Origin of the sequence: Streptomyces fractus, from assembly GCF_049844455.1 — a bacterium.
GTDB lineage: Bacteria > Actinomycetota > Actinomycetes > Streptomycetales > Streptomycetaceae > Streptomyces > Streptomyces fractus.
Genome location: NZ_JBMYHI010000002.1, coordinates 8,471,958 through 8,497,591, shown reverse-complemented (window position 1 = coordinate 8,497,591; position 25,634 = coordinate 8,471,958). Strand labels below are relative to the sequence as shown.

The following is a 25,634-nucleotide window of genomic DNA, read 5'->3' as shown; positions in this document are numbered from 1 at the left end:
GACTCACATGAGGCATCCGCCCGGCGCCGACGAGGCCGCCGCCACCCCATCAGCTGGATCCGTTCGCCGGTCTTTGTGAAGGCCTCAACGGCCGAGACACATGTGAGGCGTCACGAATCCAACCCTCGAACAGTCCGGGGAGCTCTGCGCTCCGTCCGGAACCGCTACTCACAGAATTAGGACTCTCTCGCATGACCAGCACCACCACCGCCGAACAGGGCGCAGTGCGCTCGTGGCTCGGCATCCCGTACGCCACCGCCGACCGCTTCCGCAGCCCGAAGGTCGTGCCCTTCGACCCCGACCTTCCCTACGACCAGAAGGGGCCGGCGCCGCTCCAGGCCGGTGACACCAGCTGGCTCGAGGCCGACAACGGGTTCAGCGAGGACTGCCTGAACCTCAATGTCTGGGCACCCGCCGACGCCGGGGACAAGCCTCTCCCGGTCATCGTGTACGTCTTCGGCGGCGGGTGGATGCTCGGCGCGAACACGCAGACCACCTCCAACGCGTCCGGTCTCGCCGCGACCGGCCGCGCCATCGGCGTGTCCCTCAACTACCGGCTCGGCCCCTTCGGTTGGCTCTCCCTGTCCCAATACGGCGGTGCTCTCGCCGAAGCGTCGAATCTCGGCCTGCAGGACATCATCGCCGCGCTGCAGTGGGTTCGGGAGAACATCGCCCGATTCGGTGGCGACCCGAACAATGTCACGGTCACGGGCCACAGCGCCGGCGCGTTTTCCGCCCTCAGCCTCCTCGCCGCGCCGTCCGCCGAGGGGCTCTATCACCACCTGGCCGCGTTCTCGGGCATGCCATCGCGCCAGGTGCCGGCCTGGGGTGCAGAAGAGCGCGCCCACGCCGTTCTCACCGCGCTCGGGCTGCAGGACGACCCCGAGCAACTCCTCACCGTGGACGCGGACCTGCTCGCCAAGACGATGGCCGATACGCAGTCGCCGGATCCCGGTGCCGCGCACGGCGTGGACAACGAGGTCATCGCCATCACCGATGACCGGGACCAGCCGAACGGCGTTCTCACGGACCACCCCATGCGCGTCCTCGAGTCCGGCCAACACCGCGACGTCGACATCCTCTTCAGCAGCACCACCCACGAGACCGACTGGTGGGTCCTGCACCGGACCGAGGACTTCGACCCGGGCAGCATCGACGCCCTCGTTACGGAGTTCGCCAACCGGAATCGTATGCCGCGCAGCCGCGCCCGCAAGATCATCTCCGCCTACGACATCGACGGACGCACTCCTGTCGAGGTCCGCGGTGCGCTGCTCACTGACTTCTCCTTCACGTTGCCGCAGACCCGTGGCGCGCTCGCGCACGCCGCGGCCGGCGGAAACGCGCACCTGCTCGTCGTCGGCCCGGTCGAGGGAGCGCACGCCGTGCACGGCACCGAAATGTACGGCATCGTCGGCCAGACCCGCCCCGGCGCCAGCGACGCGCAGATCACCCGCGACACGTTCGTCCGGGACGCGCTGCTCGCCCTCGCTTCCGGGGACACCGGGGCTCTGTGGGAGCCCGTCACCACGGTGCCGACCGCCAAGGGAATCGGCGACATGCCCTACGACGCCACCGCCCACGCCAAGGAGGTCCTCGAGACTTTCTCGGGCGTCAACCGCCCGTAGCTGCTTCGCCGGGCGTGCTCACGTGACTCGTGCGCGCACCGATCAAGACGGCCGTCATCGATCCGGCTGAGGGGGCCGGCGCTCCGACACACCCGCCACACCGCGACGATCACCACACCGCAGCACAAAAGGCCATCCCCTCGATCACGAGGAGATGGCCTCTGGCTTGCGCTGACAAGCCGACATCTCTGTCGGGACGACAGGATTTGAACCTGCGATCCCTTGACCCTCAGTCAAGTGCGGCCGCTCCCAGGCGAGTTCTTGAATGGGAACTACTCAGGTTGAACTCGTAGAGCCTGCCGGCTCGTGACGTTCCTTGAACCCGCGGTACGACGGGATCATGCGGTACGCGCAGAGAGGCGGGTACACGCCCGCCGAACAGGAGAATCGGGAACGGTTGCGGCTGGAGGCGGCCGAGTGGTTCGAGCGCGGTGACGATGCCCAGGTAATCGCTGACGATCTGAGGGGCACCATGCGCACGGTGCGCCGTTGGCGCAAGCGGTGGCGGGACGGCGGCAACCAGGCGCTTCGGTCGAGGGGGCCGGTCTCGCGTGAGCGGCTCTCCGTGCGGGAGTGGAGCATGCTGGAAGGCGAGCGGAAGCGGGGGCCGTTGGCCCACGGGTTCGCCGATGACCAGCGGTGGACGCTGGGCCGGATCAAGACGTTGATCGGCCGCTTGTTCCACAAGGGCTACACTGTCAAGCGCCGATTTTTGTGGAGAGTGCGTTAGCTGGTTTTCTGGAGTGACGCAGGGGGTTCGGCCGTGTAGTGGGTGGCTCCGTGCTCGGCGGGGGTGACGTGTCCGAGCTCGCCGTGCAGGCGCCGCTGATTGAACCAGTCGACGTACTCGGCGACCGCGATCTCGATGTCGTTGATGGACGTCCAGGGGCCCTTGTTGCGGATCAGTTCGGCCTTGAACAGGCTGTTGAACGCCTCGGCTAGGGCGTTGTCATACGAGTCGCCCTTGGAGCCGACCGAGGCCACGGCCGCCTCGTCTGCGAGGCGTTCGGTGTAGCGGATGGCACGGTACTGGACGCCCCTGTCCGAGTGGTGCGTGAGGCCGGCCAGGCCGGCGCCGGTGTGCCGACGGCGCCAGATTGCCATCTCCAGTGCGTCCAGGGCCAGATCGGTGTAGAGGCTGGTGGCGACCTGCCAGCCGACGACCATCCGGGAGAACACATCGATGCCGAAGGCCGCGTAGACCCAGCCGGAGAACGTCCTGATGTAGGTGATGTCCGCAACCCACAGCTGGTTGGGGGCAGTTGCGGTGAACTGCCGCTCGACCAGGTCGGCCGGACGGTTGGTCTCCGGGTCGGGCCGGGTGGTGCGCGGGCCCTTGGCCCGGATCACCCCGCGAAGTCCTGCGCTTCGCATCAGGCGCTCGACCGTGCAGCGGGCCACTTCGACGCCCTCGCGGACCAGGGCGGCGTGAATTTTGCGGGCGCCGTAGACGCTGTAGTTGTCGGCGTGGATCTGGCGTATCTGTTCGGTGAGTTGCTGGTCGCGCAGGCTGCGGGCCGACGGCGGGCGGGTGTGGGCGGCGTAGTAGGTGCTCGGCGCGATCGGCGCGTCCGTCCCGGCGAGGACATCGCAGATCGGCTGGACGCCGAACGTCTCCTTGTACTGGTCGATGTAGGCGACCTTCATCGCAGTGGACGGTCCAGCTCCGCGATGCTTCTATGTCAAGCAGCCTGCGGAAGTTCCTGGATGATCTGCTGGTCGTCACGGGCCGCGTCGTCGGCCAGCAGGGCCCGGAAGACCCGGTCGGAGATGCGGCGTAGCAGCAGCCGCAGGGCCTCCTTCACGGTCTTTCCCGCGGCGATCTGCCTGGCGTAGTACGCGGCACCAGGCCCCTCCCTGCGGACTTGGGTGACCGCAGCCATGTGCAGGGCGCTATTGATGGTGCGGTTGCCTCCCCGGTTGAGGCGGACGCGGACCGTGTCGGAGGACCAGACGGGGATAGGGGCGGTGCCGTTGAACCGGGCGAAGGCGTCCTTGGACTTGAAGCGGGCGGCCCCGGCGGTCTCCCCGAGAATCATCGCCGCCGACAGGACCCCGCATCCGGGCACCGCCAGCAGGTTCGGGGCCAGTTTGCGCACCAACTGCCGTAGCTGGGACTCCATCGCGTTGATGCGCACGGTCAGGCGCCGGCATCCCTGGACCAGGTCCAACGCGATCTCCGCCACCACGCCGCGCCAGTCGGCGAGGTCCGCTTCCAAGCTGTCCAAGACACACAGGCGCTTCAGGCCGCGCGAAGGGACGGCGAGCTCGGGGTCGATCTCGTGCAGGAACCAGCGCAGTTTGTTGGCGATGGCGGTGCGCTGTCGGACCAGGGTGCGGCGGTGATCGGAACGGAGCTTGACCTCCCGGGTGGGGCCGTCCAGTTCGGCCCTGGGCAGATCAGGCTCTCGGAGAGCGACCCGCGCCACTGCTTCGGCATCGATCGGATCGGACTTCCCGCGCTCGCGGGCTGAGCGCCGGGCGCCGGCCATCAGCCGCGTGTGCACGCGTACCACCGCGTACCCCGCCAGCAGCAGGTCCGCCTCGAAGCGCCGGGTCAGATGACGGCAGTCCTCGATAGCGAGGAGGACCTGCTCGCCAGTCCTCGATGGCGAGGAGGACCTGCTCGAACTGGCCCAGCCAGGAGCAGGCCTGTCGGTGCCCCCTGGCGGTGGCGTCCACGGTCAGTTGCGTCAGACGCTTTCCGACCTGGTCGACCGCGACCAGAGTGTGGGTCTTCTTGTGGGAGTCGATGCCGGCCACGGTCACGGAATGCCTCCAACGGGAGTCGGACGAGGTGTCGTCGTTCTCCGCGGGGGCACGCCTCAATCGGGCGAGCAGCACGCTTCTATCAGGCCACATCGCGAAGAACGTGGACGCCGATGGGGCGGCACATCGCCGAGAAGCCCTCAACTGACGGGGCAGCAAAGAAAAGAGCCAGCCCCATCGACATCTGTCACTGTCGCACCGTCACCGGGTCGACGTCTCCAACGATGGCATTGAGGCGAAGAAAGCCGACGCGGACTTCAATATCGCGTTCGCCCGCCGCAGTTCCTTCACCTCCCGCTCCAGCTCCGCGATCCGGGCGGCCTCGACGCTGGTGGTTCCGGATACGGTGCCGTCGTCGACCTCGGCCCGCTTGACCCACCCGCGCAGGGCCTCGGGGTGTACGTCGAGCTGGTCGGCGATGCGCTTGATCGCACCGGCCCGGCCGGCCGGGTCCTTGCGGGCCTCGACCGCGAGACGCGTCGCGCGTTCACGCAGTTCATTGGGGTACTTACGAGGAGCAGCCATGATCGGCATCCTTCCGGGTCTTGATGATCTCCATCAAACCCGGGGCGATTCACCTTCGCCTGACCGCGAGCCCCTGGGGCTTGCTTGAGTCGTGTGCGGTGAACAGCTGCTTGCACGGTTCTGAGGGGGCGGGGACGCAGCAATGCGTCCCCGTCTACTTCTGCGAACCCGCGAGCCCCTGGCAACGCGGCTCGAACGAGAACACCAACGGGCTGCTTCGCCAGTACTTCCCCAAGAGCACCGACCTGTCCATCTTCAGCGCCGAGGACCTCGCCTTCGTCGCCGCCGAACTCAACAGCCGCCCCCGCAGGACACTCGGCTGGCAGACGCCCGCCGACCTCTTCGCTAAGCTCGTCGCAACACTGGAATGATCACCGTGTTGCGACGACCACTGGAAACTGCCCTCCTTGAGGACAAGATCCTCGTACACACAAACCAGCAGCAGAAAGGGCACGAACCTCATGCCTAGAACGCGTCCCTGAAGTACGCAGCCTGTGTTGGGCATTGCCAAAGCGGCAGACAACAGACTCCGGGGCAGCGATACGGGTGGCTTGTGCTGGGCCATTGGCGATCACGCCCCCGACGCCTCGCCGCGAGTGGCAACGGCACGGACGATCGCCGCGACACCCTCCCGATCCGTGGGCCGGTCGTCCATGGAGTTATGGATGGAGAAACCCTCCACCAGCGCATCCAGGGCACGAGCGGTCAGCGGGTCGAAGTGGCGGGACAGGGACTGGCGACTGGCCCCCATCCAGGAACGCATCACCGTGCGCAGTTCCCGGTGGCGGGTGGCGAACGCGTACAGCTCGTAGCTGAGCAGCAGGTTGCGATCGGTTCCCCAGACCTTGCCGCAAATGATCTCCACAACGGCCGCCTCCGCCTCCTCGGGGGTGTGCGCTGCCTCGAGGAGGGCTCCGTGACACGAGGAGACGGATTCGGCAAAGCGGGTGAACGCCGCTACGAGCAGATGCCGCATGTCGTCGAAGTAGTACGTCAGTGAGCCGAGTGGAACTCTCGCGGCCTCTGCGATCTTGCGAAAGGTCACTTTGATGGCGCCGTGCTCGGCAATCACGTCGAGCGCCGCGTCGAGAATTCGCTCGCGCCTGTGGGGGTCATTGGGGCCGCGTGTGGTGCCGGTCATCCTGTGGTTCGCCTCTTCTCTCGCCCACACCGAGTATGTACATTTGTACACGCCCGGTGCCGGTCCCGGTGCTCGCCGGGCATTGTCCCGTACCACCGATGGAGCTCCTGTTGATGGACCGCGCCGTACGTCGACGCCGTCAGGCCCTGTTCCTCTTCTTCTTCCTGCCAGGCATAGCAATGTCTTCCTGGGTCACGCGGACCCCGGACGTCCGAGACCAACTGGGGGTGTCCACGGGCCAGATGGGCCTGATCCTGTTCGGACTGTCCGTCGGTTCCATGGGCGGCATCCTGTCTTCCGGCCGCCTCGTGTCGCGGTTCGGCACCCGTCCCGTGATCGCAGTCGGCACGAGCCTCATCGTCGCGGCGGTACTCACCATCGGCGTCGGCAGTGCCATCACGTCAGCCCCACTGGTCACCATGGGCCTGTGCCTGTTCGGCGCGGGCATGGGTGGCGGCGAGGTGGCCGTCAATGTCGACGGGGCTGATGTGGAACGCCTCACCGACAGTCCTGTACTGCCCACGCTGCACGGCTGCTTCAGCCTTGGAACCGTCATCGGCGGACTGCTCGGCATGACCGCCACGGCCACCGGCTTGCCCGTGGTCTGGCATCTGATCGCGGTATCGGTCGCCGCTGCCGGCATCCTGTTCTATGCCCTGCGCGCGGTCCCCACCGGCACCGGCCTCAGGAAGACCTCCCCAGCCGGGGGGACGGAACAACTCCGCGAGCGCCACGTATGGCGAGATCGCAGGCTCCTCCTCATCGGCGGCATCGTCCTCGCCATGGCCCTGGCCGAGGGCTCCGCCACCGACTGGCTCCCGCTGCTCATGGTGGACGGCCACGGCCTCGACGCCGCACTCGGCTCGCTCGTGTTCGTCGGGTTCGCCGCCGCGATGACCGTCGGGCGCTTCACCGGTACCTTCTTCCTCAGCCGCTTCGGCAGGAGCGCCGTCGTGTGCGCCAGCGCGTGTTCGGGCGCCCTCGGGCTCCTGCTCGTGATCTTCTCCGACAGTGCCGTCGTCGCCGCCGCGGCGGTCGTCTTCTGGGGATTGGGGGCATCGCTCGGCTTCCCCGTAGCCCTGTCCGCGGCGGGCGACTCAGGCCCCGACCAGACGGCCCGTGTGAGCCTCGTGGCCACCATCGGCTATGTCGCCTTCCTGGTCGGCCCGCCGTCGCTCGGCTTCCTGGGCGACCACTACGGGCTGCGTTCCGCGATGCTGGTGGTCCTGGTGTTCGTCGCAGCAGCCATCGCCCTGGCGCCCTCCGTAGGCACCCACGCCTCCGTCCGCACTCACAGCGGTTCGACGCGCGACCCGCGAGCTGGCTCACCAGAGGCCAACAGCTCCGCTGCGGTTGACGAGACGGGCGCCTGAGGACAGGGCCTTGCAGCGCCCCGGAGTCCGGCCGCGAGTGAGCGCTGACGCAGGCCGGTCACGGTGAGGATCGCAGTCAGCAAGCCAGGGGGATCATGGACCGACCGGGACAACGAGACAGTCCCGCTCCAGCCTGTTGTCGATGATCCCGTACCCCTGCTCGCGGATCTGGTCGAGCTTGGGCAGCAGCATAGTGCGGCCGATGACGGGCTGCGGTGTACGACTCCAGCGTCGCAGAGAGCATGCCTCAGCGCGCGTGCCTGGCAGCTGATGCGTCAGGGATGCGCCGCATCCCCTCCCCGCCAGTGCCGTGCCGGCTTTCCTCCCCGCGTACCCGGACGCGCCACCGTCCGGGCCGTGGACGGCGCGAATCATCGGGCATCGCACACCGGCCACATACGCCGGGCTGCACCTCCGTGCGGAGACGGAGGCCCTCCCGGGCCAACAACGTGGCGACTGAACCACACGGCCTGAGCAGGGAGCATGCCCCCTGACAGCCGCAACAGCGCACCTCCCGGTCGCGCCCGGCAGTGCCCCGGGAACACAGAAGAGCGGCCGTCCGCATAACGTCCCCTACCTGCGACGTTCGATCGTCCGGACCGCCAGGAGGGCCTGACGCCCCACCATTCACCAGTGTCGACGCCCAGACGACGTTCCGATCGGAGTCGTCTGGGTAACGCGCGACGAGGACGTCCACATACGCCACGATGCGCGGCACTGGAAGCACGACGGCGTCAACCGACTCCAGATGGCGCTCGTAGATCTCGTCGAACGTCGAGCCTGCCCGGTGGCAGGCGGTCGTTCCTCGAACGCCCCGGCAGGGCCCGCATCGAAGCTCCGACGCTACGAGCTATCACGTCGGACCTGCCCGAGCGACTCCCCTCCCCCGCCCCGCACACCACACCTTGAACTGCAAGTTCACGACAGCCCTTCTCGCTGGCAGCACCGAGAACAACCGAGCCCCATTTCGTCCGTTCCATTGACAGCCAACGATGCGATCTCCACCATGACGTTTCAAGGCGCGACACGTCGTTCCACTGTGCGGCACACCTTCGATCGCACGACCCTCAACCTAATTCCGATCTGGACCCACCGGAAGGTGCACCTAGTGAATGATCGGTTCTTTTCGCGTGCGGCCAAGCCGGACGCCAAGTCGTCCAACAAGCGCGTCGGCGCAGCAATCGTAGTAGGCACGACTCTTGAGTATTTCGACTTCTACCTTTATGCGTCCATGGCCGCACTGGTGATCGGCCCGACGTTCTTCCCTTCGGACAACTCCGTCGCAAGCGCGATGGCCGGCCTCGCAAGTTTCGGCGTAGGATTTCTGGCTCGCCCCTTCGCGGGCTTGGTTTTCGGCATCATGGGCGACAAGTTCGGCCGCAAGACCGTCCTGTCATGGAGTCTTATCCTGATGGGCACATCCTCTGGGCTGATGGGACTGCTCCCCTCTCATGCCTCCATCGGTGTGGCAGCCCCGATCCTGCTAGTCGTGCTCCGCATCATCCAAGGAGTCGGTGCGGGTGCGGAGTTCAGTTCCGCGATATCCATGTCCTATGAGCATGCCAATAAGGGAAGGCTCGGACGGTTCGGTTCACTGCCAACGCTCGGCGTCAATCTGGGAGTATTCACTTCATCGCTTGCGGTTGCGGGACTGTCCTTGATCGGCAATGACTTTTTCTACTCCTGGGGATGGCGCATCCCGTTCGTGGCCAGCTTCGGTCTGACCATCGCCGGGTACATCATTCGGAGGAAGCTCCCGGAAAGTCCCGAGTTCACGTCCATGCCTACCCAAGAGACACGACGGAGCTGGTTCCGGGTCCTGGCAGACTTGTTCAAGTCTGACCGGAAGGGCCTGGTCATTGTGCTTGTTACATACGCCGGTTACTCGCTCGTAGCGACACTGTGGAAGACGTTCTCGATTTCGTACCTCGCCGAGTTCCACGACGTCACAGGAGCAGTTAGTAGCTTCGGCGTGACCCTGGCCAGCCTGATCGCTATTCTTTGGACGCCTCTCTGCGGTCGGCTCTGCGACGCAGTGCCAGTTCAGCGGATCCTCGCCATCGGTGGCGTTCTGGTCATCGTTTACTCATTCCCGTTCTTCTGGCTCCTCGATACAGCGACCTCTATTTGGATCTGGGTCGCACTGATAATCGGGACCGGCATCCTTGCGCCAATGCTCTCGGTTGCATCGAACCCCTTCATGGCTCGTCAGTTCGCGACCAATACGCGCGCCACGGGACTGGGGGTTGGTAAAGAAGCAAGCGGCGCAGCGGCTGCCGGGTTTGCCCCTGTGATGGCACTGGCTCTCGTCAGTTCTTCCGGATCATCCAGCCCGACCGGCGTATCAGTGATGTTTGCCGTGGGCGGCATGATGTTCCTGATTGCAGCATGGAGAGGGAGGGCGGCAGCACCTTCAATCGGAAATCCTGTAGTACGTCACGCCTCTGCCGGCGCCCGGGAAACTTCGGATTGACACCCCGGTCCGGCCGCCGAATGGCCGCCGCGAACACCTCCTGGGGCACTTATAGAGATCGATCGCCGTGGATTCACGGTGACGCCGCTGTCCGGTGTTCGGCACATGGAACCCCCATAAGTGCGCCTCAGACGCTGGCCGCCAACAGTACCGAGCAAGAGCGGCCGCGGCGCTCCGGGTAAGCCACCTGCATACTCGGTCAGCAGCAAGGCGTGCATTGACAGGCGATGACGCGACCCTCAAGATGGCCGTACCGCGCAACGGTACAGCGTGCCGACTAGTGGAACATGATCGATACTGCGTACCCATCTCGCGAGTAGGGGTGGCCTGCCGAAGCGGGGTGGCGCTGAGCGCATCGCCAACGCACTCAGCGCCGCCGCGAGAGTCGCCTCGGGAGTGAGTCTTCGCCGACCAGGACCAAGCAAGCCCTGAACGACTTCGCCTGGTCGGCCGACAGTTCACCTCGCACAAGAAAGCAGCAGCTCACGGGGATGCGTTCAGGGGCGCGACTGCAAGACGACGACCACTGACGATGAAGGAGTGGAGAACGTGGAACGGAACGACAACGGACCACTGTCAGGAATCCGGGTGATCGACCTCGGCACGATGGTGGCGGGGCCCGTCGCCGCAACTCTGCTCGCGGACTTCGGCGCCGAGGTGATCAAGGTCGAACAACCGGGTCGAGGAGATACGCTCCGCCACATCGGCCCGTTGGGCGAAGGCGGCAACGGTCTGTGGTGGAACGTCGAGGCTCGCAATAAGAAGTCCATCACCCTCAACCTGCGACAGCTCGAGGGCCAGCGGATCCTCAAGGAGCTGGTGAAGCACGCCGATGTACTCGTAGAAAACTTCCGCCCCGGCACCTTGGAGCGCTGGAACCTTTCCTGGCAGGAGCTGGAGAAGGTGAACCCGCAGCTGGTGATGCTCAGTGTTTCGGGATACGGCCAGACCGGCCCCTACGCATCGCGCGCGGGCTATGACCGCATGGCCCTCGCGCTGGGAGGGACGCTGAACATCTCTGGTTTCCCTGACCGGCCCCCGGTACGGCCGGGCAATGCGGTCGCCGACTACCAGACAGCGCTCTTTGGCGCCTTCGGAATCATGGTGGCGCTATACGATAGGGACAACCGCGGGGGAAGTGGGCAACAGATTGATCTCTCGCTCTATGAGTCAGTCTTCCGGTTCACCGACATACTGGTGACCGCCTACGACAAGCTGGGCCTGAAGCGGGAGCGCACAGGTAACATACATTTCTCCGCTGCCCCGAGCGATCATTTCGAAACGATTGACGGCCGCTACATAGCGTTTGCCGTTTCCTCGGAACGCATGTACCGCCGCTTGTGCGAGGTCATACCCGAGCTGATTGAGGACGAACGCTTCACGACGCTCGCGAAGGCTGTTGAGAACGTGGAGGCCATCAATAAGACCGTCGGGGAATGGATCAAGTCACTTCCCGTTCCAGAGGTTTGCCGCATATTTAACGAAAAGGGCTTGGCCTATTCACTTATATACTCGATCGAGGATATTGTCGCGGACCCGCAATACCAATCGCGAGGCACCATCATCACGGTCGATGACCCGAGGCTAGGTCCGTTGAAAATGCCGGCGCCGCAGCCCAGGTTCAGCGGGACGCCGGCACCACGAGTGCAGCCGGCGCCTGAGCTGGGTGTACACACGGACGATGTCCTGCGTGAGCTTGCAGGCCTTTCGGCTGACCAGATCGCCGCGGCACGCACGGCAGGAATCATTTAGTCGCCCCTTGCATGGCGGGCTGAGCCACGATGGCACCTCGGGGAGAGCCCTGAATCCGCCGGAGTTGCGATGAGTATGGAGATGCGTTTTCGCCTCCGCCCCTCAACCGCCAAAATCGGCCCGCGCGCGAGACACCACGAAGTCCGCACATCCTGACCCCCCGCCAACTCCCGTAGTTCTAGCATCTCTTCAGAGGTGAGATCCGTACCTGACTCGATAACAGAAACCACAGGTTCCACAATCAGACCACGAGACATCGGGAGGGTCACGGTGACCACACCTCGCGTCACGGCCATGGTGCAGGATCCAGCAAGCGTCGAGAGTGCGATCCTGAGCCGCTTCTCTTGCCGAGCCTTCTTGCGCGACAAGACCGTCGACCGCAGCGACATCGAAGAGATACTTCGCGGCGCGCGCCATGCCGCGTCAGGCACGAATACGCAGCCCTGGAAGGTGTACGTACTCCAGGACACCCGGCGAGACGAGCTCGCCGCGCAGGTGTGTGCCGTGGACGACGCCATCTATGCCGATCCTGCGCTGTCGGCAGAATACCGCGATGAATCCGACTACTACCCGAAAAAATGGATCTCTCCGTATATCGACCGTCGACGTCAGAACGGTTGGAGCTTGTACGGCCTTCTCGGTATCAACAAGGGTGAGAAGGAGAAAATGCACGCACAGTCCCAGCGCAATTACCGCTTCTTCGACGCCCCCGTCGGGCTGATATTCACCGTTGATCAAGTCATGGGCCGCGGCTCGCTGCTTGACTACGGAATGTTTTTGCAGAACATCATGCTCTTGGCGCGGGCGCGCGGTCTACATACGTGCCCGCAAGCGGCATGGAACTATTACCCAAAGGTCATCCTGCCATTTATCGGGGCCGGATCTGATGAAGTGCTGGTTTGCGGCATGTCCCTCGGTTACGCTGACGAATCGGCGCTGGTGAACACTCTGGAAACCCCTCGGGAGGAAGTTGAGAGTTTCACTCACTGGGCGTGACTTCCCCTACTGTCAACTCACTCACCCTGACAGGAACTTCTCGCCGTGACTCCGGGTCTGGAAAAAGGCCGCTGAACGCGGTGAGTGCTTCTCGGCCGGCTCCAGGTCGCTGAGGGGGTCGACGTTCACCGCAATAGCCGGGAAGACGTGTTGCAGATGGGCGTTCGGCCGGCTTCGGGAGTGGCAGTGGCGCATGCCGTGCCCGCGGTCGAATTGACTGACTGTGCTCTCCACTCCGGAGCGAACCACGCAGCTTGGCACTGGCTCTTGGTGAACCGGTGTCCACGAGTGGCTTTTTCCAGGCGAGACAGAGAGGTGTAGCCGACGTCCTCTACCGGCACGGCACAGACCGCGCGGCCGGTTCCCGGAGCCGGAAGGCATCATTTCCGGTGGCAGGTCCTGCTCTTGAGCTTGGTTGGTTTCTTGCCCAGACGGACCGACCGGCCGCAACGGGCCAGATCCAGCACCGCGGCCAGGACGCGGCTGACGTCGGTGCGCCAGCTCGAGACGAGCCAGCGCGAGGTCGAGGAGACGGTCAGCACGATCGCCTCCAACGCGACCATCGCGGAAGTCGGCCGGCACGCTGTGATGCAAGCCAGGATCGTCCAGCTCCATGACCATCACGTACTTGAAGTCGACGCGGGCAGCGGACCGCCTCAGCGGCCTGCCGGAAAGGCCCGGTCGTTCCTCGCGCGAGTACCAGCCGGCGAAGCCCTCGTCGCATCACAGCCCGTCCGGGCGATCTCTCACCCGGCATTGCCTTCGCGTCCGTCAGATTGCTCGACCGCGCGATCTACACGGTCAGAGAAGGGACTTGCTCCAGCAGGCCGGCCCACGCGGTGCGCCAGTCCGATCCAGCCGATGAGGCTCACGCTGTCCGGCTGCCCCCGTTATGGTCTTCGCGGTCCTGCAAGAGGGCCGCTGGCCTCCGGGCCCGGCATGACTGTTCCCCCCCCTGTCGAACCGATGACCTGGGGGGTGGTGCCACCGGGCCCGAGAGGCGCCGTTGGAGACGCTGATGAGAGACCCGGCCACCGTCCCGCCGAGCGCAACGCCCGGCACCTCGAAGGCGGTAGGCCTGCATAACGTGGATGCGCGCACGACGCCAACGCCCAGGCCAGCACCGCACAATCCCGTTCGGGAGGACGGCTTGATGGACTACGACGAGATAGGCGTCTTCCTGGGCCTGGATGTCGGCAAGAGCACTCACCACGGCCACGGCCTCACCCCGGCCGGCAAGAAGGTCTTCGACAAGCAACTCCCCAACACCGAACCGAAGCTGCGGCAGGTCTTCGAGAAACTGAAGGCCAAGTTCGGCACCGTCCTCGTCGTGGTGGACCAGCCCGCCTCGATCGGCGCCCTCCCGTTGACCGTCGCCCGGGACACGGACTGCAAGGTCGCTTACCTGCCCGGCCTGGCCATGCGGCGGATCGCTGATCTGTATCCGGGTGAGGCGAAGACCGACGCCCGTGACGCCGCGGTCATCGCGGACGCCGCCCGCACCATGCCGCATACCCTGCGCTCGCTTCAGCTGACCGACGAGATCACCGCCGAACTGACCGTCCTGGTCGGCTTCGACCAAGACCTCGCCGCCGAGGCCACCCGCACCAGCAACCGCATCCGCGGCCTGCTCACCCAGTTCCACCCCAGCCTGGAACGCGTCCTCGGACCGCGTCTGGACCACCAGGCCATCACCTGGCTGCTGGAACGCTACGGATCGCCCGCCGCCCTGCGCAAAGCCGGACGCCGCAAACTCGTCGAGGCAATCCGCCCGAAGGCCCCCCGCATGGCGACGCGGCTGATCGACGACGTCTTCGACGCACTCGACGAACAGACCGTCGTCGTTCCAGGCACCGGCACCCTCGACATCGTCATCCCCTCCCTGGCCCGCTCGCTCGGCACCGTCCACGAACAACGCCGGGCCACAGAAGCGCAGATCAGCACCCTGCTGGAGGCACACCCTCTAATGCGGTGTGAAGGTCCGCACCCGCCTAGAGAAGCGAGTGCAGTCTGACAGTTGGGACTGGGTGCCCTTGTCTCCGTGACCTGTGGGGTCTCAAAGAAGAGCGACTCTGTTCCGGTGGTGAGCTTCGTGGCGGTGCGGTGGGCACCGGGGTGACTCCGAACCCTCTGCGGCACTGTGATGCCTATGGAAAGACCGGGAGCTCCCGGTGCTCTCCGGCCGCCGCGAAACTTCCCGGCCGGCGGTACGCGTTGAACATCGTGGTGCGAGCCCGCCGCACGGTGACCTCTTGCCTTTCCCCGCGAGCCGGTGAGCTCTGGGCAAGAACGGGGCCCGTGCGGTGCGCTGGTGTCACGAACGGCTAGTGAGATGGCGGACCGAGGAGTCCTGGCATTAGGGAGCCGCGTGACCCGCTTGCGCTCGCCACCAGCGCGAACGACCGGACGAAAGGCATGAACATGAACGTGTTCTGCGGGATCGACTGGGCCGAAACCCACCACGACGTCGCCCTGATCGACGACTTGGGCTCGGTGCTCGCCAAGACCCGCATCACCGACGACACGGCCGGCTACCAACAACTGCTGGATCTGCTCACCGAGCACGGAGACAGCCCTGACACACCGATACCCGTGGCGATCGAGACCTCCCGCGGCCTGCTGGTTGCGGTGCTGCGCACTGTCAAGCGGCAGGTCTTCGCGATCAACCCGCTCGCCGCCGCCCGCTACCGCGACCGGCACAGCGTCTCGCGCAAGAAGTCTGACCCCGGCGACGCCCTGGTGCTGGCCAACATCTTGCGCACCGACCTGCACATGCATCGGCCACTGCCCGCCGACAGCGAACTCGCGCGTTCCATCGCCGTGTTGGCCCGCGCCCAGCAGGATGCCGTCTGGAGCCGCCAGCAGCACGCCAACCAGCTGCGCTCGCTGCTGCGCGAGTATTACCCGGCGGCCCTCGCCGCGTTCGCCACCGGCCGCAAACGTGGCCTGGCCCACCCGGAGGCCCGCGCCGTCCTGGCTCTGGCTCCCACCCCGACTGCCGCCGCTAGGCTGACCAAGACACAGATTCAGGCCGCCCTCAAGCGGGCCGGCCGTCGGCGATATACCACCGCCGAGACCCAGCGCCTCCAGACAATTTTCCGGGCCGAGTACGCCCATCAGTCACCCCTGGTGGAAGAGGCCCTCGGACGGCAGATGCTGGCCCTGCTCGGGCAGCTCGACGCAGCGGCACAGGCCGCAGACGACCTCGCCGAGGCGGTCGAGGCGTCTTTCCACCAGCACCCGGACGCTGAGGTGATCACCAGTTTCCCTGGGCTGGGCTCACTCCTCGGCGCCCGGGTCCTGGCCGAAGTCGGCGACGACCGCAGCCGGTTCGCCGACGCACGGGCCTTGAAGTCATACGCCGGATCGGCCCCGGTCACCCGGGCCTCTGGCAAGAAGCGCCACGTCGGCCGCCGGTTCGTCAAGAATGACCGACTCATCCACGCGGGCTACCTGTGGGCGTTCGCCGCGATCACCGCCTCGCCCGGCGCTCAGGCGCACTACCGGCGCCGACGTGAGCACGGCGACTGGCACGCATCGGCGCAGCGCAACCTTTTCAACCGCATGCTCGGCCAGCTCTATCACTGCCTCCAGCAGAACATTCCGTTCGACGAACAACATGCCTTCACCCCCTTACCCCAAGCCGTTTCCGCTTGACGGCTTCAAGCCGTGAGATGTCTTTCCCAGGTCCTGACCTCGATCCCGGGAGTCGCGGTCAGGACCGCCGCCACCTTGCTGGTCACCGTCGGCGACGGCACCAGCTTCCCCACCGCAGGACACCTCGCCTCCTACGCCGGCCTCGCCCCGACCACGAAGACGTCGGGCACCTCGATCCACGGCGAACACGCCCCCAGAGGCGGCAACCGCGTCCTCAAACGCGCCATGTTCCTCTCCGCGTTCGCCGCCCTGCACGACCCCGCCTCCCGCACCTACTACGACAAATGCCGGGCCAGAGGAAAGACCCACACCCAAGCCCTCCTCCGCCTCGCCCGACAACGCATCAACGTGCTCTTCGCGATGCTCCGCGACGGCACCTACTACGAACCCCGAACCCCACGCACAGCTTGACCAAGGACATAGAGACACCCCCCCGCTCCGCTGACACGACGACTCGGCGCGGCCGTAGAGGATCGCCATCAGGTGCCCGCCGACCACATTGCGACATCGGGGCTGCCGGGCCAATGAGGCAGGGCCCCCGGCCCGATACGAACCCCATGTCGTCCTTCGGCACCGTCCACCAGCACGCAGGGCTCCTCTTCCCTCTCGGGGCGGGACCTCAGATCGCAGTGTGCCTGGAGAAGCAGACACAGCACCTCGCGTCCTTCAGCCCCGACAAACGCCTCGCCCTCGTCGTGCGTCATCCGGCTTGCTTCGGGATCTGCCAACTCTCCGTGCAGGCGGCTGACAGCACTGACTACGGTGGAGAACGCATCACCGAAGCGTCGCGATTCCAGTATCACTTGTGCCTCACCGCTGGCCGGGCGGAGCGCTCGTTCCACGCAGCGGGTCACGAAGCACCCGTTCCGCACAGTGGTACGCTCAGGCGGATGCAGGTACTCACAGGTCTGAGAGGGGTCGGATGACTGTCGCCGGCGTGAGAAGTGTGTTGACGGCAATGCGCGTGCTGGAGCAGCTCTCCGATCCTGACCTACTGGGCGTTTCAGAGTTGGCCAGGAGGCTCGGACTCCCTAAGAGCTCTGTACAGCGGATGCTGGTCACACTGAAGGAGGGTGGCTGGGTAGTGGACGTTCGCGGCGACACGACGCAGTGGACACTCACGCCGAAGATGTTTCGCCTGGGCCAACGCCACCAGGTGGGCAATGACCTGCGTGCTACTGCATTGCCAGTGATGGAGAAGCTTCGCCAGGAAACGCAAGAGACCGTCCATCTCGTAACTCCGAAGGGAGATGTGGTCATTGTCCTTGAGTGCCTCGACAGCCCCCAGCCGGTGCGCGCCCACGTATCTCCGGGTGATGTGTTTCCGCTTCACGCGTCCACCAATGGGCTCGCGTTGCTCTCAACGCAGTCGGACGAGGCAATCCATGGTCTGATCGCACGCGGATTGACCGCGTACACTCCGCACACGATCACGAAGCCGGCAGAGCTGGAAGCTGCGATTGGTCAAGTCAGAGTGCGGGGCTACGCCGCGAGTGAAGGGCAGTTGCGCGAGGGCGTCCACGCCGTTGCGGCACCGATCCTCGTGGGCGGGGTGGGCATTGCCGGCATTGGCGTCTCCACGCCAGCTCACCGGATGTCGCCTGCCCTGGAGGCTCGATACGGGGGCTTGGTTGTCGAAGCCGCGCTCACCATTGCCCAGCACTTCGGCGAAGAGCGGTAAGCAGCGCCCTCCAAGACCAGGCGTGCATCAGACGTCACCTCGTTCATCGACCCTCCGGCAACAGATGAGCATCCAGTCGATGCTGGTCGCTCCTCGCCGGCCCTGGACACCATCGCTCTGCGCTGAGGCACTTGATGCCCGGCGTGACGTGCGCGTGAGCCTGGGAGCGACGAGTATTCCCACCAACCAGCGGTGTGGTGTCGGTCAAGGGGCTTCGGGCTCCGCACCACGAACTGGGGCACAGCCGCGGAACGCAGGCTGGTACCGAACTTCGACCCGGGACCGGGCGGCATGCGGGCGGTAGGACCAGGCAGTGGACGCGCCCCGTCTTGGGTAAGAAACGGGATGGGTCGCCCATCGCTGCCGGATTACGGACCCGAGGCAGCGCTAGGCGGCCATGGCCACGCGAGCGGTCACCGCTGCGCCCTGTCCTGCCAACGCGGAGCTCCACTCTGACGATCCGGCAGGCCACCCTGTTGCTGCAGCCCTGCTCAGGAGCTCGAAGTATGCAGCCCGTTCCCGGCGCAGCTCCTTCATGCCCCACAGTCTCGTTCAGCCCGGGCGCATCACGAGCGCTCCAGCAGACACCCCTTCAGACGATGGGGTGTTGCAGCCCTCACCGGAATACACCCTGCGCCTGCGTATTCGCTGTGATGATCGCGCACCGCGGCCAGTCCACCCTGAGCGCCGAGTTCCTCCAGGACTAAAGGTGGAGACCGGCCCATGCCCGGGCATGGCCCCGTAGAGGGAAGCATCAGCGGGCGCCAACCATCGTGGTGGCGACCAAGCCGCCGACGGCTCCCCAGCGGCCAGATGGAAGCGGGGTGACCACCCGATCGAACAGGTCCCACGACTCATCCGGCACCAGACGTTGAACGATCCTGTGCCCGCAGAATGCCCACCCACGAAGAGGGTTACACCCCAAGCGACATCTCACCGCTCCCCCGCCAAGCACTGCGATATCCGGTGACAGGCACGGAGGGGCTGAAGCTTGCGCGACGCGCACCGACATGTCGAAGCAGGCGGCGAACAGGGGGTGCCTCCTGCGCCGACAGCCCCTCGACGAGCGCGTAAGGCAAGTCGGATGCGGAAGGTAGGCCAGCGACGCCCGTGCGCCGAAGGCTCGACGCGATGAACCATCACTCCGCAGGCGTTGATCGCGTTCCCGCCCGCGAAATTGCATCGACGACCCACTTCACCAGGCCCCACGAGCGCGCCGCTTCGAGACGTCCTCATCGTGAGCCATCGCTCCTCTACCTATGCCGACATCTTCGCGAGGCTCAGATCCCTTGACAGGCGACCAAACGAGCCCATACGTTCTGCGTACCGAACAGCGGCACATCGTTCCACACAGTGGCACATCGGGATGCGACCTCCAGCACCCGCCCAGAGACCTTCCGCACAACGTGACGAACAGGACCGCTCGACTTCGCCCCCTGAGGGCACCGCGGAGACCTGCGTGGCCCGCTCGGCATTTCACGGGGCAGCAGAATCTCGATGCACGTCGATCGAACGAACCGTTGGGGAACTACTACCGAGGAGCCGGAATGGTTGCACGAGACACTAATTCCTGGGAAACCGGAATCGCGAAGGTCGAGCCGGACGATGTGATCATCAGGGGACATCGTCTTTCTGGCCTGATCGGCAACGCTTCTTTTGCCGAGATGACGTACCTGATCCTGGCCGGCAAGCGTGCGACCAGTGGCCAGGCGAAGGTCCTCGAAGCCCTCCTTGTCTCCGTGATGGATCACGGTGTCGCGCCTTCCAGCACCATTGCCAGGCTGCTCTCGTCATACGGGGTTCCGATTCAGGCGGCCATCGCAGGGGGCGCGCTGACTTTCGGGGACATCCAGGGGGAGCCGGCGAGCAATTGGCGGCAAACCTTCACTCGGTTGTAAAGCGAGTCAGCACAGAGGGCGAAGTCACCGACGAGGCGCTGCGGCGTGTGGCGAAGGAAATGGTCGCTGAAAGCAAGGAACAGCGGTCACCGCTCGACGGGTTCGGCCACCCTCAGCACAATCCAGATTTTCGGACTCCCATTCTGCTGAAGCTCGCCAAGGAAGAGGGCGTTTATTCGCATCACTGCGCCCTGCTTACCCACCTCGAAAACGAGCTGGCGGAGGCCGTCGGTCGCAGGATCGGCGCCAATATTGACGGTGCTTCAGCCGCCCTTCTGCTCGATCTCGGGCTCAAGCCCGAGGTAGCGCGTGCCCTGATTGTCACGCCACGAACAGTCGGCCTTGCAGCTCACTACCTGGAAGAAATCGAACAGGGAAACACGTGGCGACACGTTCCCGTCGACCAGATCACATACACGGGCCCCATGCCGGAAGATGCGTAAGGACGTAAATCGCGCATGCCGCCCGCCACACAGAATTGCGGCCGCGGACAATCACGGAATTCGCCGATTCTCTTTGGGGCGCAACTTGACTCGCACATGACGGCGCCTGTTGCCCCTCCATCCACAAACCACGGGCCAGAGAACGTCAGTGAGAAATGGAGTCTGCAGTTGAGCAGTGTCATGCCGCTTTCAGGGGTAACAGTCGTCGATTTCACGCAATTGATTGCGGGTCCATCAGCAACCATGCTGCTTGCGGATATGGGCGCCGACGTAATCAAGATCGAACAGGTCGAAGGTGAACTGTCCAGGCGTCTCGGCACTTCACTGAAAACCACGTTCCTGGCTTACAACCGAAATAAGCGTTCGATCGCGATGAACCTGAAGCGCTCCGAGTCCAGGGAAATCGTCCGAAAGCTTGTCTCGCGAAGCGACATCGTGGTGCAAGGTTTTAGCCCCGGAGCCATGGAACGAATGGGGCTGGGGTACGAGGACCTCCTGGAGGTACAACCACGCCTCATCTATGCCTCCCTGTCCGGATTTGGTGCGGGAGAGTCAGGGAGCAAGCGAAGGGGGGTCGACGCGATCGTTCAAGCCGAAACCGGAATGATGGCGGCGACTGGGGACCCGGCCGGCCCTCCGGTAAAAGTCGGCTTTCAGGTAGTGGACGCGGCAGCCGGTTTGGCACTCGCACAGGGAATTCTGGCGTCCCTCCGCATGCGGGACATGACAGGTGAACCGCAGCACCTCAGCACCTCCCTATATGAAGTCAGTACATTTCTACAAAGTCCCGCCTTCGTACATGCGTCCGCAACAGGCAGCGATGTCCCCAGAACAGGAAATACTGGTGGAACATTGGGCTATCCCACAGACCTGTTCGAGACATCCGACGGGCGGTACGTCGAGGTGGCCGCCTACCTCCCTGAGCAGTGGCGCCTCTTCTGCGAAACGATCGAGAGGCCGGACCTGCCCTGCGATGCACGATTCGCCGATGGTCCTGCACGAGTAGAGAACATGGCGTCGCTGAGGATCGAACTCCAGAAAGCGATCAGTGCCCGATCCAGGGATGAGTGGACATCACGATTTCGCGACAGCGGCATAATGGCCGGCCCTGTGCTCGCTCATAGCGAAGTCATGGACAGCGAACACGCCCATCAGAATGACTGTTTCGTGGAAAGTGAGTGCGACGGCCAGCAGTACAGGTCAGTGCGCATGCCCGTTACATCTCATTCCTTCGTGAATCAGAAAACAGTGACTGCGCCACGCCTGGGGGCCGATACCGAGGAAATCCTCACAGAACTGGGCTATCAGGCAGACGAGATGGATGCACTCCGCGGCGCAGGGGCGTTCTCGGCTCATTGACGCATTCGGAGTGGAACCCCACGATGCTCTCCTGGAGCGGCATCGTGGGGCAGGGACAATCGACACATTGGGGATTCGAAATGGATTTCAATGAGACTGATGATCAGCGCGCACTGCGATCGGCAGTGCGGGAGCTGATCGACAAAGAGGCCCCGCAGGAGCGCGTAAAGGAATGGGACGAGCGCGCCCACTATCCTAAAGAACTCTATGACCTGTTGGCGTCGCTCGGGTACTACGGCCTTCCGCTTCCCGAAGAGTACGGCGGTGGCGACCAGGGCGTCACGGGAATGATTATCGTCGCTGAGGAGTTGGCCCGCCGAGGGCTGGAACTCGCCGCCGGCTACGGGAATACAATTTTCCTGGCGATGAACATTCTCCGTAATGGTACTCAGGCGCAGAAGCGTCACCATCTTCCGCGGGCAATCCGCGGAGAAGAACGTTACAGCATCTGCATGACCGAACCCGAGGCCGGTAGTGACGCGGCCGCGATTCGGACGTCGGCCCGCGAGCAAGACGGCGGCTTCGTGATCAACGGCCAGAAGCTGTACACCACAGGCGCCGGTCTGCCCAACTCCGTCCTTCATGTCACTGCGCGAACAGATCCCGAGGCCGAACGCCATTCAGGAATGACGATGTTCCTGGTCCCGGCCGACTCACCTGGTATCGAAATCCGACGGTTGCGCACTGTAGGGCGACACCTGCTGGGGACCAACGAGGTATTTTTCGACAACGTCCATGTCGAGCGCGACCAGATGCTCGGGCCACTGAACCAAGGGTGGGACGTTCTTCACTCCAACCTGGAACTCGAGCGGGCTCTCACCTGTGCTGGTTTCATCGGTGCACTCAGCACGGTGTTCGAGATGACTAAGGCCTACGTGAATGGCCGTAAGCAGTTCAATCGACCGATTGGCGCATTCCAGGCAGTCGCTCATCCAATTGCCGACATGTACTGCGATCTGGAATCGGCCAGGTTGCTGACCTATAAGGCTGCGAGTCTTCTTGATGCCGGATCTCCCGCATTCACTGAGGTGACGGCGGCGAAGCTGTTCGGGTCTGAAGCACTGCAACGAGCCACCAACACCGGAATGCAGTTGATGGGCGGCGCCGGCTTCATGATGGAGTACGACATGCAGCGATACTGGCGTGAGGCGCGAGTAGCAACCGTCACCGCAGGAAGCTCACAGATCCAGCGCACCGTACTTGCGCGGGCAATAGGCATCGCCAAGTAACACAAACCCGTTAGTGCCTGCAGACATACAGCTTGCGGCTCGCAGCGAAGCCGAGGAAAGAAGTGGAATTATGGGTGCCCTTGACGGTCGAATAGCGATTATCACCGGAGCTGGGCAGGGGCTCGGCCGGGAGCACGCCCTGTTGTTCGCCGCTGAAGGCGCGCGAGTCGTGGTCAACGACGTCGGCGGATCGGCCTCCGGTAACGGGGCCGGCTCCGGCCTTGCCCACGACGTGGTGAAGGAGATCACGGCCGCGGGTGGACAAGCCGTTGCGAACACTGACAGCGTCAGTGACTTCGCCGGAGCGCGGCGGCTGGTTGATACCGCGGTACAGGCCTTCGGTGACCTTCATGTAGTCGTAAACAACGCGGGCATCCTGCGAGACCGGATGCTGATCAACATGACTGAGGAAGAGTTCGACTCTGTCATCGACGTCAACCTCAGGGGCACCTTCGCAGTCAGCCACCACGCCGCGCGCTACTGGCGTGAACAGTCCAAGCAGTCGAACGTCGCGGACCGGGCAATCATCAACACCTCGTCAGGGGCAGGGATGCAACCTGGCGTCGGACAGACGAACTATGCCGCCGCAAAGGCCGGAATCGCAGCGATGACACAGGTCTGGTCGAAGGAGCTGAAGCGGATCGGCGCGCGGGTCAACGGCATCGCCCCATTCGCGCGGACTCAGACGACCCTTGCAACACCCGGGCTGAGCGAGCGGCTCGCAGAGCCCGAGTCGGGCCGTGATTTCGACCCTTACCACCCCGGGAATGTCTCCCCCCTCGTGACTCATCTCGCGAGTGCGGACTGTCCGATGACCGGTCACATGTTCCGAGTGGTGGGTGACTTCATCGGCGTGTACGAGGGGTGGCACCTCGTCGACAACTTTGAGAACGGTGGGCGGTGGGACGTCTCTGGCATCTCGCAAGCTCTGGCCGAGGTTCCTTCCGAGCCTCTCGCCGAGGCGCCGAAGATGGTATGAGAGCGCTTTCGCAAGAACCTGTCGGAAATACGAACCGCATCTGCGCTTGCGGATTCGAAACTCAGCCGGACCAGGGAATGACATGCCTGAATCGGAATCACCATCCACGCCAACACGTGACGCTCCCAAGAGTTCCACTGCCTCAGCGCCCGCAACCCATGCACGCTCTCCGATCTGGGAGAAGGGTGACGACGGTGTCCTGCTGATCGGGTGGGGTTGCCGGCTATGCGGGCAACGCGGCATCCCGCGACAGGACTTCGGTTGTGAAAGGTGTGGCGCTCCGCGAGGGGGAATCGTCAATTCCAAATTCCCGGCACGCGGGGTCCTGCGAAGCTCTGCAACTGTTGAGCGCCATGCTACGTGGCCCGTGCCCTTCGTTCTGGGCGAAATTGAACTCGACAGCGGGCAAGTAATTCACTCCTTCCTCTCCACTGAGACTGGCTGGAAGCCTGGAACGAGAGTGGAGGGTGACGCGGGTAATACCTCCCGGGAGCCATACGTGATCTTCAAGTTGGAGGAGCAGCATGGCGCTCATTAGCGACCTCCGGCCAGTATTTGTTGTTGGCATCGGCTTGCATCCCTATCAGTACCCGACGGACACTTCGTACATTGAACTTGGGCTGCATGCAGTCCGCGAAGCTCTCGCCGACGGCGGCATCACGTGGCCATCCGTAGAGGCCGCCTTCGTCGGGACCGCGCGACTGGGTATGGCCGCGGGGGTTCCAATGCTGAGGTACCTGGGGATGACCGGTCTTCGGGTCTCCCAGGTGGAGAACGCGTCAGCCACGGGATCCACTGCGTTTCGCCAGGCCGTCGTGGAAGTAGGCAGCGGTCTCGCGGACGTCGCCATAGCAATCGGAGTGGACAAGGTCCGGGGAAAGATCGCTGCGGCGGACACCGGCATCACTCCGGTCTCTCCGGTGTCCGACATCCCGTTCGCCCGATACGCACTGTTGACGGAGCGTTACCTCGCTGAGGCAGGTTACTCCAGGGAGCAGATCGGACGTGTCGCGGAGAAGAACCACGGCAACGGCGCGCTGAACCCTTACGCCCAACGCCGTAAGAAGCGAAGTCTCGAAGAGGTGCTGGCTCCTCCCTTCGTCGCGGGGCCACTGAACAGCTACCAGATCACTCCGCTCGGCGAGGGCGCCGCGGCAGTGATCGTCATGTCAGAAGAAGCGATCCGCCGGCACCACGTGCCCGGCAATCGCGCGGTGCGTGTCGCCGCCTCGGCAACGGTAAGCGACCAGGCATTCGACGGAGCAAACGCCGACGTGGCTCTCACAGTTGCCGCCACGCGGGCTGCGTACGAAGAGTGGGGTGGAGAGCCCGCGGACCTGGACGTGGTGGAGGTGCACGATGCCTTCGCCATTGAAGAGTTGCTGTTCGTCGAGGCTATGGGGCTCTGTCCTCCCGGGGCAGGGGCGGCTGAGCTCGAGAAGGGCGCGTTCAATATCGGCGGTCGGCACGCCGTCAGCACCTCCGGCGGACTGCTGTCCATGGGGCATCCGCTGGGTCCCACCGGCCTCGGACAAATCGCCGAGGTCACACGCCAGTTGCGGGGCGAGGCCGGTGCCAGGCAGCACCCGGGGGCCAGAACTGGACTGGCTCACATGGTGGGCATCGGCCCTGTGTGCGTCGTGCACATTCTGGAACGCTAAGCCATTTTCCTCTAGACCGTTAGCGCAGGTCGCCGAACGACCCGCGCGCCATGTGTGCAGGATTGGAGCATTG

The 25,634-nt window shown here is 64.5% G+C and carries 18 protein-coding genes and 4 pseudogenes; 17 read left to right on the top strand and 5 right to left on the bottom strand.

The genetic code is table 11. The annotated features are described in order from the left end of the window. Positions 1-191: 191 nt before the first annotated feature. Positions 192-1,625 carry a carboxylesterase family protein gene (locus ACP4E5_RS40630; protein WP_425838471.1) on the top strand — a complete coding sequence of 478 codons (1,434 nt, stop codon included), beginning with the start codon at positions 192-194 and terminating at the stop codon, positions 1,623-1,625. Positions 1,626-1,965: 340 nt separating this feature from the next. Then, a complete protein-coding gene (locus ACP4E5_RS40625; protein ID WP_425838468.1) occupies positions 1,966-2,355 on the top strand; it encodes a helix-turn-helix domain-containing protein in 390 nt (129 codons plus the stop codon). Here ACP4E5_RS40625 and ACP4E5_RS40620 read toward each other — a convergent pair. From ACP4E5_RS40620 to ACP4E5_RS40610, 3 genes and pseudogenes are all read right to left on the bottom strand, one after another. Further along, positions 2,352-3,272: an IS3 family transposase gene (locus ACP4E5_RS40620; RefSeq protein ID WP_425838465.1), complete on the bottom strand. Its 921-nt coding sequence runs from the start codon at positions 3,270-3,272 to the stop codon at positions 2,352-2,354. The two genes, ACP4E5_RS40625 and ACP4E5_RS40620, sit on opposite strands and share 4 nt — an antisense overlap. Before the next feature lie 35 nt (positions 3,273-3,307). Beyond that, positions 3,308-4,186: a transposase gene (locus ACP4E5_RS40615; protein WP_425842026.1), complete on the bottom strand. Its 879-nt coding sequence runs from the start codon at positions 4,184-4,186 to the stop codon at positions 3,308-3,310. A 445-nt stretch (positions 4,187-4,631) separates the two neighbouring features. Continuing rightward, positions 4,632-4,919: pseudogene (locus tag ACP4E5_RS40610) on the bottom strand (transposase); the annotation flags it as partial. A gap of 146 nt (positions 4,920-5,065) precedes the next feature. Here ACP4E5_RS40610 and ACP4E5_RS40605 point away from each other — a divergent pair. Next, positions 5,066-5,290 (top strand): annotated as a pseudogene (locus tag ACP4E5_RS40605) (IS30 family transposase); the annotation flags it as partial. A gap of 200 nt (positions 5,291-5,490) precedes the next feature. Here the strand turns inward: ACP4E5_RS40605 and ACP4E5_RS40600 are convergent. Continuing rightward, positions 5,491-6,060, bottom strand: a complete 570-nt coding sequence (locus tag ACP4E5_RS40600) for a TetR/AcrR family transcriptional regulator (RefSeq protein WP_425838462.1) — start codon at positions 6,058-6,060, stop codon at positions 5,491-5,493. 113 nt (positions 6,061-6,173) lie between these two features. On the opposite strand from ACP4E5_RS40600, the gene ACP4E5_RS40595 reads away from it, so the two are divergent. The 4 genes from ACP4E5_RS40595 (at position 6,174) to ACP4E5_RS40580 (ending at position 12,654) form a co-directional block, all read left to right on the top strand. Continuing rightward, positions 6,174-7,433 (top strand): MFS transporter, encoded by a 1,260-nt coding sequence (locus ACP4E5_RS40595; RefSeq protein WP_425842024.1) that lies wholly within the window; start codon positions 6,174-6,176, stop codon positions 7,431-7,433. A 979-nt stretch (positions 7,434-8,412) separates the two neighbouring features. Then, positions 8,413-9,906 (top strand): MFS transporter, encoded by a 1,494-nt coding sequence (locus tag ACP4E5_RS40590; protein ID WP_425838460.1) that lies wholly within the window; start codon positions 8,413-8,415, stop codon positions 9,904-9,906. A 549-nt stretch (positions 9,907-10,455) separates the two neighbouring features. Continuing rightward, on the top strand, positions 10,456-11,658 hold the full coding sequence (locus tag ACP4E5_RS40585) for a CaiB/BaiF CoA transferase family protein (RefSeq protein ID WP_425838457.1): 1,203 nt from the start codon (positions 10,456-10,458) through the stop codon (positions 11,656-11,658). A 270-nt stretch (positions 11,659-11,928) separates the two neighbouring features. Further along, positions 11,929-12,654, top strand: coding sequence for a nitroreductase (locus tag ACP4E5_RS40580; RefSeq protein WP_425838454.1), 726 nt, complete (start codon positions 11,929-11,931; stop codon positions 12,652-12,654). A gap of 380 nt (positions 12,655-13,034) precedes the next feature. Here the strand turns inward: ACP4E5_RS40580 and ACP4E5_RS40575 are convergent, their stop codons facing one another. Beyond that, positions 13,035-13,217 carry a hypothetical protein gene (locus ACP4E5_RS40575; protein WP_425838452.1) on the bottom strand — a complete coding sequence of 61 codons (183 nt, stop codon included), beginning with the start codon at positions 13,215-13,217 and terminating at the stop codon, positions 13,035-13,037. A 590-nt stretch (positions 13,218-13,807) separates the two neighbouring features. Between ACP4E5_RS40575 and ACP4E5_RS40570 the strand changes: the two are divergent. From ACP4E5_RS40570 to ACP4E5_RS40525, 10 genes and pseudogenes are all read left to right on the top strand, one after another. Beyond that, positions 13,808-14,620, top strand: a pseudogene (locus ACP4E5_RS40570) (IS110 family transposase); the annotation flags it as partial. 455 nt (positions 14,621-15,075) lie between these two features. Next, a complete protein-coding gene (locus tag ACP4E5_RS40565; protein ID WP_425824954.1) occupies positions 15,076-16,311 on the top strand; it encodes an IS110 family RNA-guided transposase in 1,236 nt (411 codons plus the stop codon). 21 nt (positions 16,312-16,332) lie between these two features. Beyond that, a pseudogene (locus ACP4E5_RS40560) lies at positions 16,333-16,722 on the top strand (transposase); the annotation flags it as partial. A gap of 511 nt (positions 16,723-17,233) precedes the next feature. Continuing rightward, a complete protein-coding gene (locus ACP4E5_RS40555; protein WP_425838450.1) occupies positions 17,234-17,992 on the top strand; it encodes an IclR family transcriptional regulator in 759 nt (252 codons plus the stop codon). 1,547 nt (positions 17,993-19,539) lie between these two features. After that, the gene (locus ACP4E5_RS40550; protein ID WP_425838447.1) at positions 19,540-19,890 is read left to right on the top strand and encodes a citrate synthase family protein; all 351 of its coding nucleotides are present in this window, start codon (positions 19,540-19,542) and stop codon (positions 19,888-19,890) included. Further along, positions 19,863-20,333 carry a citrate/2-methylcitrate synthase gene (locus ACP4E5_RS40545; RefSeq protein ID WP_425838444.1) on the top strand — a complete coding sequence of 157 codons (471 nt, stop codon included), beginning with the start codon at positions 19,863-19,865 and terminating at the stop codon, positions 20,331-20,333. The genes ACP4E5_RS40550 and ACP4E5_RS40545 overlap by 28 nt, the downstream gene beginning before the upstream one ends. Positions 20,334-20,501: 168 nt before the next feature. Continuing rightward, on the top strand, positions 20,502-21,692 hold the full coding sequence (locus ACP4E5_RS40540; RefSeq protein WP_425838441.1) for a CaiB/BaiF CoA transferase family protein: 1,191 nt from the start codon (positions 20,502-20,504) through the stop codon (positions 21,690-21,692). A gap of 23 nt (positions 21,693-21,715) precedes the next feature. Beyond that, the gene (locus tag ACP4E5_RS40535; RefSeq protein ID WP_425838438.1) at positions 21,716-22,921 is read left to right on the top strand and encodes an acyl-CoA dehydrogenase family protein; all 1,206 of its coding nucleotides are present in this window, start codon (positions 21,716-21,718) and stop codon (positions 22,919-22,921) included. Between the two features lie 70 nt (positions 22,922-22,991). Beyond that, positions 22,992-23,900, top strand: coding sequence for an SDR family oxidoreductase (locus ACP4E5_RS40530; protein WP_425838436.1), 909 nt, complete (start codon positions 22,992-22,994; stop codon positions 23,898-23,900). Between the two features lie 524 nt (positions 23,901-24,424). Then, on the top strand, positions 24,425-25,561 hold the full coding sequence (locus ACP4E5_RS40525; protein WP_425838433.1) for a thiolase family protein: 1,137 nt from the start codon (positions 24,425-24,427) through the stop codon (positions 25,559-25,561). The last annotated feature ends 73 nt before the right edge of the window (positions 25,562-25,634 follow it).

Coding starts and splice junctions, on each gene's coding strand:
- ACP4E5_RS40620 (WP_425838465.1), bottom strand. CDS start 3,272: ATGAAGGTCGCCTACATCGACCAGTACAAGGAGACGTTCGGCGTCCAG.
- ACP4E5_RS40595 (WP_425842024.1), top strand. CDS start 6,174: ATGGACCGCGCCGTACGTCGACGCCGTCAGGCCCTGTTCCTCTTCTTC.
- ACP4E5_RS40530 (WP_425838436.1), top strand. CDS start 22,992: ATGGGTGCCCTTGACGGTCGAATAGCGATTATCACCGGAGCTGGGCAG.
- ACP4E5_RS40555 (WP_425838450.1), top strand. CDS start 17,234: ATGACTGTCGCCGGCGTGAGAAGTGTGTTGACGGCAATGCGCGTGCTG.
- ACP4E5_RS40575 (WP_425838452.1), bottom strand. CDS start 13,217: ATGGTCGCGTTGGAGGCGATCGTGCTGACCGTCTCCTCGACCTCGCGC.
- ACP4E5_RS40630 (WP_425838471.1), top strand. CDS start 192: ATGACCAGCACCACCACCGCCGAACAGGGCGCAGTGCGCTCGTGGCTC.
- ACP4E5_RS40565 (WP_425824954.1), top strand. CDS start 15,076: ATGAACGTGTTCTGCGGGATCGACTGGGCCGAAACCCACCACGACGTC.
- ACP4E5_RS40535 (WP_425838438.1), top strand. CDS start 21,716: ATGCTCTCCTGGAGCGGCATCGTGGGGCAGGGACAATCGACACATTGG.
- ACP4E5_RS40625 (WP_425838468.1), top strand. CDS start 1,966: ATGCGGTACGCGCAGAGAGGCGGGTACACGCCCGCCGAACAGGAGAAT.
- ACP4E5_RS40525 (WP_425838433.1), top strand. CDS start 24,425: ATGGCGCTCATTAGCGACCTCCGGCCAGTATTTGTTGTTGGCATCGGC.
- ACP4E5_RS40600 (WP_425838462.1), bottom strand. CDS start 6,060: ATGACCGGCACCACACGCGGCCCCAATGACCCCCACAGGCGCGAGCGA.
- ACP4E5_RS40550 (WP_425838447.1), top strand. CDS start 19,540: ATGGTTGCACGAGACACTAATTCCTGGGAAACCGGAATCGCGAAGGTC.